Source organism: Candidatus Epulonipiscium sp., assembly GCA_012519205.1.
In the GTDB taxonomy this organism is placed as follows: Bacteria; Bacillota; Clostridia; order Lachnospirales; family Defluviitaleaceae; genus JAAYQR01.
The window spans coordinates 125,727-139,314 of record JAAYQR010000027.1 but is presented as its reverse complement, the minus strand read 5'-3'; the positions used below and the strand labels follow the sequence as shown (position 1 = coordinate 139,314).

The window sequence follows — 13,588 nt, the reverse complement described above, 5'->3', positions numbered from 1 at the left end:
ACCATATTGCTTGAATTTACTTATGGGAACAGCCATGTTTTTTATGAAAGTTTTGGATATCAGGAAGACTTTCAACAAATTTATAAAAATCTTCGTATGTGCCCTTATATGTGCTTTCAATTTTGTCTTCACCCTTGCGAATAACAAAATCCTCTATTAAAAAGGTCTCCATTCCTAGTTTCCCTGCAACTAAATCTTCTTCCACATCGTTTCCTACCATTATACATTCCGCTGAATCCTTTTTTATATCTTGAAGTATTTCTTCATAAAACTTAATTTGAGGTTTGCAATAATGGCTTTTTTCATAGGAAGTAATATGTATGAAATCCTCTGGATTAAATCCTGCCCATCTTATTCTATGAAGAATTGCCTTTTTAGGAAATAAGGCATTGGTTGCTATTACCATTTGGTATCCCTTTTCTTTTAAAAGATTTACTATATCTTTTATTATGGGAACTTCAATTACGGCATCCCTAGCTGCCAAAAACCCCTCATCATAAAAATAATCAAATCTTTCTTTAAACTGTGTTATATCTTTTCCTATATATTTCTCAAAGGATTCCATAAAAACTTCTTCATTGGTCCTAAAATCCGTATTTTTAACCATATCCCCAGTTGCCTTCCAAATGCTAGAAACTAATTCTTTAGGATTTATTAAATCAGCAAAAAATTTTCCCATTTCTCCGAAATAAATACTCATAAACTTTTCCATGTCAAGAGGCAATAATGTTCCGTCCAAATCAAATAAAATTGTACTTAAATTCATATGCTTCCTCCAACTTTATCAATATAATAATGCTATGTCATTTATCAATAATAACATATATTCAAAAAAGCTCAAAATCTTTTGTAATAAATCAATAAATTATTTATTTCTGCTAAGACTAATACAAATAACATTCTTTATTTTTATGCCCTCGGGGCAGAATGGAGGTTATAATGGGTTTTATAGAAAACAGCTATAATAAGACTTTAAGGTTGTCTTTTGCCATGCTTAACCCTCTTAAAAAATCCGTTATTAGGACCCAGTGTAAAGTTCATAAATTTATTAATTTCTCGGCTCTTCAGATATTAATGAATGATGGCTATACTAAAGAATACAGTTTTTTTGAAAAATATATTGATTCGATTAACGAAGGAGCCGTCTGGGCCGATCAGGATTTTAAAAGCAGTGCCCATTTTTATAATCCATACACGGATAAAGGGCTTTATGGCAGGGTCAATGCCAAGGTTTTATCCGATAAATATTATACCAAAGCAATAAATTTATGGAAAGTTGCGGAAAGGGAAAAATCCATGTTTTATCTAGGGGCAGCCCTTCATATTCTTCAAGATATGGTTATACCCCAACATGCCAATGTAAGGCTGCTGGATAACCATAGGCAATACGAAACTTTTGTAAAGAGAACATATAGATATATAAAGAATTTCAAAGTGGAAAGAGGGGCTTATATATTAGATTCCCTTGAGGAATATATTAAATTAAATGCAAGAACAGCTATGAAACTTTATAAAAGATTTAAGATAATCGAAGAAGATGAACAAAGATTTTATCGTATCACCAGATGTATACTACCCTTAGCAGAAAGAACTACTGCCGGATGTATGGTAATGTTTTATAAAAGAATCAGCTCTTCAAAACGAGCTAAATCCTAAATGATTGGTTTATTCTACTTCGAATATTTCTATGCCAAGGTGAGCATTCACCTTTTCCCTATTTTCTATTTTAGGGATTGAACCTTCAAACACCCATCTATCTACACTTCTTGAGGATACCCCTACCATCTCTGCCAATTGTGGAATGGAGATCTTTTTATCCATTAGGATATTGTATAGTTTGGTGTTTTTTATATCCCAAGATTTCAAGCTGCGAATTATAACCTTTTCTTTTGGATGAAGAAGGGCATAGGTCTTGGAATATTCTCTGCAGAGATTACACTGGACATTGCCATGCTTTACAGGTTTACCGCATCTGGTGCATAACCCTTTTTGCTTTCTCCTTTTTCTTAGTTCTCTCATTGCCTTTGCGTTATCATAGGTACTCAATACATCAACTCCCAAAGGTTTTTTATAATTATTCCCACTTTGAAAGTTTTTAACGTTTTTTTACACTGATATTGATTTTATTCCATAAATAGCCTATACTATGCAAGGACAATATTATTTAAAAGAAAAGGGGATCTTATGAAGCCAATAAAAGAATTTCTATATAAAAACAAACATTTTTTTATTCTTCTTTACTATTTTGTTATCTTGTTAGGTTATCAGCATCTTAATAAAACAACAATACCTAAATACTATATGTACCACCCTATTGATAGCCATATTCCTTTTGTACCCATAATGGTAGTGCCTTACCTTTTTTGGTATGTTTTTATTACTGCTTCTTTGGTGTATTTAGGTTTTAACTGCAAAGAAGATTTTTATCGTCTTGCTCTTTTTATGTTTACAGGGATGACTCTTTCCTTTGTAATATTTATAATCTTCCCAAACGGACAAAAGCTAAGACCTGTTATTACAGATACAGATGTTTTTTCTAGGCTTATTGCCCTTATTTACTCTACAGATAATCCGACTAATTCCGCTCCAAGTATGCATGTTATCGATACCATGGCGGTTTATATTGCTCTTAAGAAAAATCAAACCTTAAATAAGATTAAAAGTTTCCAGGCTGCATCTTTTATCATTTCTGTACTCATTATTATATCCACCGTTATGATTAAGCAGCATTCCATCCTTGATATGATGTATGGTTTTTTGTAAGTCTTGTACTATATGTTGTAATTTATCAAATTCCCATTAATATTCCCGGTTTCTCGGATAAAAAACATCTCAAGGGTACACTATAGGGTGTGTTCCATACCCGAAATATAACTTCTATCATCCTGTCAGCTAATTTAACAATAAATTTCCCTTTCCCTTAACGATGAAACATGACCTTCATTCCAATCAGACTATTACTATTATAAAATTAGTTAATAATATATCAGGTACAACCTCACCGGCGGATTTTGTAAAGGTCTACAAATCTCCAATTATTTTATTTCCCGCTTTCTAACCTACTTTAATTTTATTATTATCTTCCATCCAAAGCTTATGCTTTAAATATAAAAAACCCCGCTTATGCGGGGTTTTTTATATTATCTGTGGTTCGGGATATTTTTTACCGAAAGTATCTACGGTCATTGTTTTAATTTTTTGTTCCTCCAAGGGGCGGTCTGAATAGTCTGTCTTAACATCGGCAATCTTATCAACTATTTCTAGGCCTTCTATTACTTTTCCAAAAGATGCATATTGTCCATCTAAATGTGGGGAATCTTCATGCATAATAAAAAATTGTGAGCCTGCCGAATCGGGGTTTTGAGCCCTGGCCATAGATATGACTCCTTTTTTATGTTTAAGGTTATTTTCGACTCCATTTATCTTAAATTCACCTTTGATACTATAGCCGGGTCCTCCCATTCCTGAACCCTCTGGGTCTCCCCCTTGAATCATGAATCCTTTTATAATCCTATGAAAAATAATACCATCGTAAAAACCCTTATTTATTAAAGAAATAAAATTATTAACTGTATTAGGCGCTTTATCAGGGTATAATTCTAATTTTACTTTATCTTCATTTTCCATAGTAAGCGTAACAATCGGATTTTTTTCCATAGACATTCTCCTTCTTTATCGTATTCTTCTTATGTATTACACTGTTAATATGTATTTATTCATAGTTTCAAAACTTTCTAACGAATACTACAGACTACATAGTTCTATCCTGCTCTGAATATGTTCCTTGAAGAATTTGTCCACATTTTCCGGTTGAACAGAATATACTTCTTCCTTATTAATCGTAACTGACACTGCTTTTGTACAATTACCCAAGCAAAATCCACCTTTAATTATAACTTTATCTGTAAAATTATTTTGCTTTACTAATTTTTCCAAAGCACTAACAACCTTGTAAGCTCCTTTAAAGTGGCAATCAACTCCAATACATACCTCAACAGTTATCATATACCTTCTCCTCTTTCCTCTTTATCTGACAATAGTAGTATAAATTATGATTGTTTTTTTGTCAAAATTTTTTGAAGGATTTTTGAAGAATATGTGCATAGCATCGCCTTAGATTGAATTTTTATTATTCGTATATTTCATTTTTCAGCACTGCTACATAGGGGAGGCTTCTATATTTCTCTGCATAGTCAATCCCGTAACCTACAATAAATTCATCTGGTATTTCAAATCCTATATAATCTATAAATAAATCTACCTTGCGTCTTGCAGGTTTATCTAATAATGAACAAATCCTTAAGGATTTAGGGTTTCTCCTTAGTAGGTTTTCCTTTAGATAGTTTAGGGTTAGCCCTGTATCTATAACATCCTCCACTATTAGTATGTTTTTCCCCTCTATATCCTGTTCTAAGTCTTTTAATACCCTAACTACTCCACTGCTTTCTGTAGACTGTCCATAGCTTGATACCACCATAAAATCAATGTATACAGGGATGTCTATTTTACGGATTAAATCCCCCATAAATATGTTAGAGCCTTTGAGGATTCCTATGACGGTAATCTCCTCTCCCTCATAATCTTTAGAAATAATTTCTCCAAGTTCCTGTACCCTTTTTGCTAATTCTTCCTCGGTAAATAGTATTTTTTTAATGTCGTTTTTCATTACACCAGAGCCTTTCTTATATATTTAGTTTTGTTTGTTTGTAAATAGATTTAACGGCAGCAGGGAGAGTGTTTCTCCTGAAATCTTCTATGTCCTCGTTGGGAAATTCATCCACTGTAAAAAATGATTTTAGTATTGTTTTTTTGGTCATTTTAACTCCCTGGGTACCGGCAGTAGACCTCTGCCTTCCTACGCTAATCAAGCTAGTATTAATAAAGGCGCCCCTATTATCATTTCTTAATAAAAGGATATCTATATCATCAACAATATGAAGGATTCGTATACATTTTGAACGGCCATAAAATCCATTAAGAAGTTTTCTTCTGTTTTGCTTTGTTTCGTATAGTCTTAAGGGTATTTTTACAACTCTGCCGTTCTCGAAGGCAATTAATAAATTCCCTTCATAGGTACCCCCGTGGGTAATAAAGATAATTTCTTCATCTTCGTCTAAATCAATTACATTCGGAATATAATCCCCTAAACTACTTGCTTTGGTATCTTCTAATTCATAGGCTTTTATTTTGTATACATTTTGCTTATTAGAAAACAGCAATATATCCCCCTTATTATTAATCTCTATTTCTTGTAGGATTTTATCCCCATCTTTCAAATCGTGATTGGAGTTGCCCCTAAGAGATGCCGGAGAAATCTTTTTAATATATTGATGCTTTGTTAAAAACACATTAACAGCATAATCCTCTATTAAGTCTTCTTTTGAAATTGTTACCACTTTTTCTTCTGATATGATTTTGCTTATTCTAGGTTGACCAAATTTTTTTGATACTCCCTTAAGTTCCTCTTCAATAACAGTCTTAATTTTTTTCTCGTTTTCTATAAGTTCTGAAAGACTCTCTAACTCCTCTTTTAAGATATCTATTTCCTTGGTACGATTTAAGATATATTCTTTATTAAGATTTCTAAGTTTTATTTCTGCAATAAATTCAGCCTGTGTTTTATCAATGCTAAATCCCGTCATTAAGTTAGGTATAACATCTTTTTCTTTTTGGGTATCTCTTATTATTTTAACAGCTTTATCAATATTTAATAATATTTTTTGAAGTCCCAAAAGCAGATGCATTTTTTCTGTTTTTTTGTTTATATCAAATTTTGCTTTCCTTCTAATACATTTTATTCTAAATCTAGTCCATTCGTATAGTATCTCCCTTACACCCATTACCCGTGGTTGCCCATCGATAAGTATATTAAAGTTACAATTAAAATTATCTTCTAAAGGAGTTAATGTGTAAAGTTTAGCCATTAGCTCATCAGGATCTATATTTCTTTTTAAATCCAGGGTTAATTTTAATCCTCCCAAATCTGTTTCGTCCCTGATATCATTTATTTCTTTTATTTTTCCTGTTTTAATCAATGCTACCAATCTATCGATGATAGCTTCTACTGTTGTAGTATAAGGAATTTGGGTAATTTCGATGGAATTATTTTTCTTGTCATAACCATATATTGCCCGAATCTTAAAGCTACCCCTGCCGGTTTCTAAGACTTCATTCATTTCCCCATCATTATAAATGATTTTCCCTCCCGTAGGGAAGTCAGGGGATTTGATATACTTTGATAAGTCGATATTTTCATCTTTTAGGTAGGCTATGGTAGCCTTGCATATTTCTCTTAAATTAAAAGGACAGATATTATTTGCCATTCCCACGGCTATCCCTTGATTAGGATTAACCAGTATATTAGGAAATGTCGTAGGTAAAAGCATAGGTTCTTTCATTGTTCCGTCATAGTTATCCACAAAATCCACAGTATCTTTATCAATATCAGAAAAAATTTCCATGCAAATTGGCATAAGTTTTGCCTCTGTATATCTTGAGGCAGCATAGGCCATATCTTTTGAGTATTGTTTACCAAAGTTCCCTTTCGAATCTATAAATGGAACTAAAAGAGATTCTGCGCCTGTGGTAAGTCGTACCATAGTCTCGTATATTGCTTGATCCCCATGAGGATTAAGACGCATTGTTTGACCTACTATATTTGCCGATTTTGTTCGATTTCCTTTAAGGAGACCCATCTTATACATGGTATATAGCAATTTTCTATGGGCAGGTTTAAATCCGTCTATCTCCGGAATAGCTCGGGATATTATTACGCTCATAGCATAAGGCATATAATTTTGTTTCAAGGTATCGGTAATTTTTTGAGTGATGGTCAGTTCTTTTTCCATGGTTTTGCTCCTTTGTACGGGGCAGCATGGAAACCGCCCCTACTTTAAATTTTATCACTACTTCTTATATTACGTCTAAATCTTCTATATAAAGATAACCGTATTGGGAAATGTAGTTTTTTCTTCCATTTAGATTATCCCCTAAGAGGACTTCAAAGGTTTCTTGGGTTAATGTTACATCGTCAGGGAGTATCCTTATTAGTCTTCTTGTTTCTGGGTTCATAGTTGTCTCCCACATCATATCGGGATCATTTTCTCCAAGGCCTTTAGAACGCTGGATTGTATATGTGCTTCTAATTTGAGAAAGTATCTTTTTCTTTTCTCCTTCATCATAGGCAAAATAGGTTTTTCTATTTGTATTGATTTCAAAAAGTGGGGTTTCTGCTATATATACCTTTCCCTCTTTAATCAAGGTAGGAACAAGCTTATAGAGCATAGTCAAAATCAATGTACGGATTTGGTATCCATCCACATCGGCATCGGTGCAAATAATAACCTTATCCCATTGGAGCTTGTCCAGTTTAAAAGTATTAAGGTCTTTACTGTATTTATTATGAAGCTCTACCCCACAGCCTAAAACTTTCAGAAGGTCTGTTATCACTTCACTTTTGAATATTCTATGTTCATCAGCTTTTAAACAATTTAAGATTTTCCCTCTAACAGGCATTATTGCTTGAAATTCTGCGTTTCTTCCTAGCTTACAAGAACCTAGGGCAGAATCACCTTCAACTATATATAATTCCCTTTTTGACTTATCCTTTGTCCTACAGTCTACGAATTTTTTGACCCGATTGATAACATCAATCTTGCCTCCTAATTTCTTTTTAATATCAATTCGAGTCTTTTCCGCTTTTTCTCTACTTCTTTTATTAATTAGTATCTGTTCGGATATTTTATCTGCTTCTTCTTTGTTCTCGATAAAATATATTTCTAATTGTTTTTTTAGGAAGGCCGTCATAGCCTCTTGTATAAAGCTATTTGTAATCGCCTTCTTGGTTTGGTTTTCGTAACTTGTTATGGTAGAAAAAGAATTACTAATTAAAATCAAGCTGTCTTCTATATCCATGAAAGTAATCTTTTTTTCATTTTTATTATATTTATTTTCTGATTTTAAATATTGATCGATTGCATAGACAAATGCACTTTTTACTGCTTTATCGGGAGCACCGCCATATTCTAGGAAACTGGAGTTATGAAAGTATTCTAGGACATTGATTTCGTTATTAAAACAAAAGCCTATTTGCATTTTGACTTTATATTCTGGTTTGTCTTCTCTATCTTTTCCACTTGTTTCATGTTCAAAAAACTGGATAGATGAAAAACCTTTTTTGTTATCTATCTCATGGATATAGTCGAGAATCCCGTTTTTATAGCAGTATTCATAAGTTTCCCCCGATGCCTCATCTTTTAGGATAAATACAAGGCCTGCATTAACAACTGCTTGTTTTTTTAGGGTTTCCTGAAAATAAGATATGGGGATACGGATATCCGTAAAAACCTCAATATCAGGTTTCCATTTGATAATCGTTCCTGTTTGCTTTCCATCGTATTTATCTTTTTTCATGCCTCCGATATTACTGCCCTTTTCAAAATACAAATCGTATTTGAATCCATCCCTGTATACAGTAACCTCCATATATTCCGAACTGTACTGGGCCGCACAACTCCCAAGGCCATTTAATCCTAGGCTGTATTCGTAAGTTTCTCCGCTATTATTATCGTACTTTCCCCCGGCGTATAACTCGCAAAATACTAGCTCCCAATTATATCTTTTCTCTTTCTCGTTATAATCTAAGGGTATTCCCCTTCCATCATCCTTAATCATAATAGAGGAATCCTCAAAGAGAGTTATTTCTATTTTGTCTCCAAATCCTTCCCTCGCTTCATCGATAGAATTGGCTAATATTTCAAATACGGCATGTTGACAACCGCTAAGCCCATCTGAACCAAATATTACACTTGGCCTTAATCTAACTCTATCGGCCCCCTTTAAAAGTGATATACTCTCATTGTTGTATGCATTTTCCTTTTTTTCTATAGACATAATATAACCCCTTTATGCTAGTTTCTCTATTAAGATTAATAAAAACAGACGTTCGTGTCAAGTTTTATATAAAAGCTCCACTACTTCTGACACAAAGATTTTTTTATGTTATATTGTATTTATTCATTATTTTCGGGGGGGATAGCGTGAAAGGGATACTTAAGGCATATAAAAAAAATGGAGAAGCCTATTACCGCTCATCCATTACTTATAATAATAAACATATCAGCCTGGGAAGTTTCAAAATCCCGCAATTGGCAAACAAAGCCTACAAAGAGGCACGCCAGGTTTTATTTGAAAATAAAAAAACCCTTAAGGATTTTTCCGAGGATAATATCCTTTCTTTTGAAAAATGGGTAATCATCCATAATTTTAGGGATAATAAATATTATATAGGCAATCCAATTTATCTCCATAAATACTATTTTTCTTATTATTTAGATTCTAGGACCGAACTTAAATTTGATACGGATGACCTGTTTTATTATGCCTCCCATAAAATTCATAGGAAAAACGGTTATCTTTATGTTAATGATTATGGCATTCAGCAAAATATACTTAATCGTTACGGTATTAGAAATTTTGCTGTTAAGGATAGGGACTATCGTTTTAAAAACGGTGATTATTATGATTTTAGACATTATAATATTGAAATCATAAACCCCTATTATGGGGTATGCAAAGAGTTCAGGCGAAATAAAATGGTTTTTGTTGCCCGTATAAATATAAATGGCACATGGACCATAGGTGTATATCCATCCCCTATATATGCCGCCATAGCTTATAATAAAGCCGTAGATTATGTGATTTCTAAGGGAGTCAGCTCTAAAAACTACACAAAAAATTATATTGAAGAACTAGATTCCACAAGTTACAAAGAAATCTATTCCAAAGTAAGGATTTCAAGAAAAATCAAAAACCTTGCTTAATTTATCCATACAGCTGTATTTGTAGGTACTGTATTATAGAACCATTTGCTATTTTCTAGGGAAAGCCTTATGCACCCCTGAGAAGCTCTCTTTCCTAGGACATTGGTTTCTAATATATAGCTCCCAGTTACATCCATAAGTATAGAATGATACAAATAATCTCCCCATATTCGAACCCAATTCTTGCACATATACCCTTTTCCAAAATAAGCCCCCCTATCCTTGATTGTGAAAGAACCTCTTGGGGTCGGGGTTATGTTTTTACCCGTGGAAGATAACATACTGCGAAGGAGCTTCCACTTACCATTTTCCTTCTTTAATACATGTGTCATTTGTCTATCCAAGTCGGTCCATACAAAATAATTAGTATTACTGGTAAATCCCTTTAGATTAGCATAGGATTCTACTTCTTCTTTGGTCATTTGATTTTTATTAGTAGGGGGGTCCCTAGGTATATCAACAGAACCCCAAGGAATCCTTCCTTTTTTCTCTGTAGTAAGACTTTTACACTCATACCAATAGCCGCTCTGTGCATATAGTATTTCTACTTTCTCCCCATTTTGAAATCCCCCTGCTGCCTTTTTCATGGTCCCTATTATTATTGAGGGTTTAACAAGGGATAATAACTTTTCTTCCGGCGTTTTATAAAGCTTAAGGGCATATCCAATTATCTTTTTTGATTGATAATAATCCAAATCCTGTTCATAAAATGGATTTTCCAATAAATTGCTGCCCTTGACTACAGTACCTAAATATATGTTTTTTTGATGGAGTTCAAATTTATCCACATTGAATTCCACAATTGCATTTTCCGATATTTCATAAACACTATCTTGGACTATAGTGTTTTCCTTGCTTTTTTCATTATGCCAAATATGAACTAAACTTAAATCTATATTACTATTATTATTATTTATAATCTTGTTTCCTGCTAATTCAACCTGTAAATCATTTTTATAAATATTATCATTTAGTAATAAAGAGGCTTCTTTAGTCCCACTGTTCCACTCTAAATATCCAAACAATGACAAATCATTAAAATATATAAAAGTTGAGCCCTCCACGGCATAACAAGGAATTTTTCTATTACCTATATATATGGATAGATTTGTATGAACCATAGGCTTACCTATAAGGCTTCTTTCCTTATTTTCTATCTGTTCCTCATCGAACCCCGTAACTTCTTTAATTTCACTTTTATTTACGGATATCTTTTTTAATTCATTATCAAATTTAATGTCAAATCCATAATTGTTTAAGTCCGCCAATGCTATCATGGTATAACCTTCATGTGTAAATGAAGGTACCCAATATCCATTAATCAATGCTTTAGCCGTGCCCTTTTGCAATATGCCTAGCTCTACACCAAAATCTATCATCTCCCTAGGCTTATTTTCTTCGGCAGATATTATATTAGGACCTAGTCCTAATATAATAGTGGTAACCCCTAGAATAAATATCATCTTAGTAATTAAGTCAAGATATGTTTTCTTCTTCATTTTCAGTCCCCCATTATGGTATTATTTTTTGTAAAATCATTAATATAATACCAATTAATGGAATATATTTCAATAGCTATATCCACTATATTCCAAAAAAACAATTGTAATTGAATCGTTGTATTTAGATCCTAAAACTGCTATACTAGTTCATAGGTTAAATTTTCTACAAACTACATACAGCACGGAGGTATTAATTATGCAAGAAAACAATGGTAAAGGGTTTATTTGGCTTTTTGTAGGTTTATTTGTAATTTTATTTGCTTTTGCAACATTTAATCAGATTTCAGGAAGGGTTTCAAATAAGAAAGCTGCTCCTATTGATGAAATGATTAAAGCAATAGTTCAAAGTGATTCGGTGTTTTCCGATATCCCTAAACAACAGTATCAGGACATTGATGAATTTCCTGAAGATATCCGTCCTTATTTTAAAATGGAAGAAGAAGCAGATTCAACTCAAAAATTAGTTGGGGATCTCTTTTTCATTTATAATCCTAATACAAATATTTCTAATTTATATTCTTTGTCCCAAAATGGCCTTATTTCCATCTATGATTCAACTTCCGGTTCACAATTCTCCGATGAGATTTTTACCTTTTTTACGGAAAAGGTAGAACAAGTATATGCACAAACTTTATAAAAAATTGCCCGATTAAACCGGGCAATTTTTATCTATGTCTTAAAGGAGCCACAATTATGGATTTTATTATATTCGATTTAGAATTCAATCAAGGCTTTGATTTCAAAAAAACAGGCAAACCTGTTAATAATATTAAATGTCCTTTCGAAATAATAGAAATCGGAGCTGTCAAACTTAATGAAAATTTAGAAACCATAGATACATTCCATTTCCTTGTTAAACCAGAAATCTATAAAAGACTTCATCCCTTTGTAAAAGATATTACAAAAATTTCAATGAAAGATTTAAAGGAATCCTTGCCCTTTGACGAGGTATATAAGAAGTTTTTAGATTTTATTGATAGTAATAACGATGTATTTTGCGTATGGGGTACTGTAGATTTAAAGGAACTATACAGGAATGCCATGTACCATAAACTTCATAAAAAACTACTTCCAAAGAAATATGTGGATGTTCAATCTGTAGCTGCAAGATTTCTGAATAATCCCAATGGCAGCAGTATTGGACTTAGAAATGCCGTAGAACTTCTCGGCATTCCTCTTGATGCACAATTTCATAATGCCCTTCATGATTCCCTATATACTGCAGAGGTCTTCAAAAAACTTCATACCCATTGTATAAAGCCCCAAATATATGATTTTTCAACTCTTTCAGCCCCTAGAAGAAGAACTGGACAAGTGCCAAAAATGAAGCTGGATAAGAGAAATCTGTTTTTACAATTTGAAAAAATGTTCAATAGAAATTTAACTGTAGAAGAAAAAGAAATGATAAAATTAGCCTATAAAATGGGGCAAACAAATCAATTTATGATTGAGACTAAAAATAAACAGGCATGAAGAAACCCTCCCATTCTTAATTGCATTTAGGGCTCTTGCTGTCATGAACAACTAGGATATTTTCTGTTTATTTAATCCTCTCATTTCACTGAACCCAATATAAACCGTCCAAACATAGGCTAATGTTTTAGGTATCATAAGCATTCCAATAAGCATATGTTTATCGCCCCATAAAACTACTGGGATATAAAATGCAAAACTAAGAACAATGGTCAACCACATGTCTTTAAATGCAACATCGTTTGCTTCTTTAGCACTTTGATAAAACAATACAATGATTAGAATCCCCATCGCGGCAAAAGGAATGTTACGGTAAATACCCCAGTCTAATGGAGGTGTAGCGCTGGTCCATGCATTTTGAGGCATGAAGCTAAGTACAATTCTTATAGCCGCTAATGCATAAATTGAAAAAGTTAATGCGTTTTTCCCCTCAACTTTATAGCGTAAACGCCAAACATAATACAGTATTATATAAAATACAGTCATTGTTATTGAGGTGATAAACTTGCCGGTTCCTAACGCACTGGTGAAGTTTTCAAGCCCCGTTGTATTAAGCGCTAATGCTCTGGGTACAAGATGAAAAGCATCGCCTACTCCTAAGGTTACTGCCATAATTCCAAATAGCTTATATTGCTTGTTGTCGTTACTGTTTTTTATCATTATAATTCCCATAATGATTACAGTGGAAAGATACGCAATGTCAAATAATAGCTCAATAATTCCTTGCATGATAATTCTCCTTTTTTAATAAGATTTTTCTTCAAGACCGCTGGGACTGGTATTTACAGCACT

14 protein-coding genes are annotated in these 13,588 nt (G+C 33.0%); 5 read left to right on the top strand and 9 right to left on the bottom strand.

Annotated features, from left to right (window positions below):
- Nucleotides 1-16: 16 nt before the first annotated feature.
- A complete protein-coding gene (locus GX308_09605; protein NLK22306.1) occupies nt 17-766 on the bottom strand; it encodes an HAD family hydrolase in 750 nt (249 codons plus the stop codon).
- Between the two features lie 173 nt (nt 767-939).
- Here GX308_09605 and GX308_09600 point away from each other — a divergent pair, with 173 nt between their 5' ends.
- Nucleotides 940-1,656, top strand: coding sequence for a phospholipase (locus GX308_09600; GenBank protein NLK22305.1), 717 nt, complete (start codon nt 940-942; stop codon nt 1,654-1,656).
- Nucleotides 1,657-1,665: 9 nt separating this feature from the next.
- Here GX308_09600 and GX308_09595 read toward each other — a convergent pair whose 3' ends face one another.
- The gene (locus tag GX308_09595; GenBank protein ID NLK22304.1) at nt 1,666-2,046 is read right to left on the bottom strand and encodes a helix-turn-helix transcriptional regulator; all 381 of its coding nucleotides are present in this window, start codon (nt 2,044-2,046) and stop codon (nt 1,666-1,668) included.
- 138 nt (nt 2,047-2,184) lie between these two features.
- Between GX308_09595 and GX308_09590 the strand changes: the two genes are divergently transcribed.
- Nucleotides 2,185-2,763 carry a phosphatidic acid phosphatase gene (locus GX308_09590; protein ID NLK22303.1) on the top strand — a complete coding sequence of 193 codons (579 nt, stop codon included), beginning with the start codon at nt 2,185-2,187 and terminating at the stop codon, nt 2,761-2,763.
- A 372-nt stretch (nt 2,764-3,135) separates the two neighbouring features.
- Here the strand turns inward: GX308_09590 and GX308_09585 are convergent, their stop codons facing one another.
- The 5 genes from GX308_09585 to GX308_09565 form a co-directional block, all read right to left on the bottom strand.
- Complete coding sequence (locus tag GX308_09585; protein NLK22302.1) at nt 3,136-3,657, bottom strand: peptidylprolyl isomerase; 522 nt, start codon at nt 3,655-3,657, stop codon at nt 3,136-3,138.
- An 87-nt stretch (nt 3,658-3,744) separates the two neighbouring features.
- The gene (locus GX308_09580) at nt 3,745-4,005 is read right to left on the bottom strand and encodes a (2Fe-2S) ferredoxin domain-containing protein (GenBank protein NLK22301.1); all 261 of its coding nucleotides are present in this window, start codon (nt 4,003-4,005) and stop codon (nt 3,745-3,747) included.
- 124 nt (nt 4,006-4,129) lie between these two features.
- The gene (hpt, locus tag GX308_09575) at nt 4,130-4,666 is read right to left on the bottom strand and encodes a hypoxanthine phosphoribosyltransferase (protein NLK22300.1); all 537 of its coding nucleotides are present in this window, start codon (nt 4,664-4,666) and stop codon (nt 4,130-4,132) included.
- A 16-nt stretch (nt 4,667-4,682) separates the two neighbouring features.
- Nucleotides 4,683-6,848 carry a topoisomerase IV gene (locus GX308_09570; GenBank protein ID NLK22299.1) on the bottom strand — a complete coding sequence of 722 codons (2,166 nt, stop codon included), beginning with the start codon at nt 6,846-6,848 and terminating at the stop codon, nt 4,683-4,685.
- Between the two features lie 64 nt (nt 6,849-6,912).
- On the bottom strand, nt 6,913-8,892 hold the full coding sequence (locus tag GX308_09565; GenBank protein NLK22298.1) for a DNA topoisomerase: 1,980 nt from the start codon (nt 8,890-8,892) through the stop codon (nt 6,913-6,915).
- A gap of 146 nt (nt 8,893-9,038) precedes the next feature.
- Here GX308_09565 and GX308_09560 point away from each other — a divergent pair, with 146 nt between their 5' ends.
- Nucleotides 9,039-9,821: a hypothetical protein gene (locus GX308_09560; protein NLK22297.1), complete on the top strand. Its 783-nt coding sequence runs from the start codon at nt 9,039-9,041 to the stop codon at nt 9,819-9,821.
- On the opposite strand, the gene GX308_09555 is transcribed toward GX308_09560, so the two are convergent.
- The gene (locus GX308_09555) at nt 9,818-11,320 is read right to left on the bottom strand and encodes a L,D-transpeptidase family protein (GenBank protein ID NLK22296.1); all 1,503 of its coding nucleotides are present in this window, start codon (nt 11,318-11,320) and stop codon (nt 9,818-9,820) included. The genes GX308_09560 and GX308_09555 overlap by 4 nt on opposite strands.
- A 199-nt stretch (nt 11,321-11,519) precedes the next feature.
- On the opposite strand from GX308_09555, the gene GX308_09550 reads away from it, so the two are divergent.
- Together GX308_09550 and GX308_09545 are read left to right on the top strand one after the other, a co-directional pair.
- Nucleotides 11,520-11,960, top strand: a complete 441-nt coding sequence (locus GX308_09550; GenBank protein ID NLK22295.1) for a hypothetical protein — start codon at nt 11,520-11,522, stop codon at nt 11,958-11,960.
- A gap of 56 nt (nt 11,961-12,016) precedes the next feature.
- Nucleotides 12,017-12,796 (top strand): exonuclease domain-containing protein, encoded by a 780-nt coding sequence (locus GX308_09545; GenBank protein ID NLK22294.1) that lies wholly within the window; start codon nt 12,017-12,019, stop codon nt 12,794-12,796.
- Nucleotides 12,797-12,847: 51 nt separating this feature from the next.
- Here the strand turns inward: GX308_09545 and GX308_09540 are convergent, their stop codons facing one another.
- On the bottom strand, nt 12,848-13,525 hold the full coding sequence (locus GX308_09540; GenBank protein ID NLK22293.1) for a hypothetical protein: 678 nt from the start codon (nt 13,523-13,525) through the stop codon (nt 12,848-12,850).
- Nucleotides 13,526-13,588: the final 63 nt, after the last annotated feature.